We start from the raw sequence: 655 nt of genomic DNA on the forward strand, positions 1-655 counted from the left end.
TGTTAGAGACAATATTGCTTGATCTACAGTCTGGTATAGATATGCCAATGTTTCTTTCGCGTTAGTAAGCGAAAGAACTGCTTGATTAGCACGATCCGCTTTCATACTTAATTCTCCGATTTTGTTAGAAATTTCGTTATAGGAGTCCATATGCTTAGATGCCGTGACACCAGCCGCAGTTCCTAGACCGATACCAGCTGCTCCAAGAGCTGAAAGTCCACCAACAACAGCCGGTGTTGCTGTACCACCAGTTACAACAATTACAACCGCTCCTCCAATAGCTGCAATAACTAAAATAGCTGCTCCCTTGACCTGCTAATATTGCAGTTAATCCACCTTTCCCATCTGGACCACCAACATTATTTTTAAAATCTGTAGAATTTTGATATAGTTTCCCTTTGAAGTCTTGTAGCATCTTAATTACATCTGTAACCTCTTTTGAATTTGTATTAATTGTAGTAATTAAATCATTTATGCCCTCTTTTAGACCTGCCTTATCTTTCTTTTGTACAGTATCTACTAAAGTGTCGTAATAATTTTGAAATTGTTCATCGTAATTTACAATATTACGAGCTGTTTTTTGAATCTGTGGCTTTGCTGTATCTAACCAATAATTCGCATTGATTCGTGACAGTTCTTGATTAAGGTGAATATT

The 655-nt window shown here is 36.9% G+C and carries 1 pseudogene; it reads right to left on the reverse strand.

The annotated features are described in order from the left end of the window. Positions 1 to 655: pseudogene (locus DN389_RS28240) on the reverse strand (ClyA family alpha-helical pore-forming toxin); the annotation flags it as partial.

This window comes from Bacillus sp. AY3-1, assembly GCF_008368785.1.
Classification (GTDB): Bacteria; Bacillota; Bacilli; order Bacillales; family Bacillaceae_G; genus Bacillus_A; species Bacillus_A wiedmannii.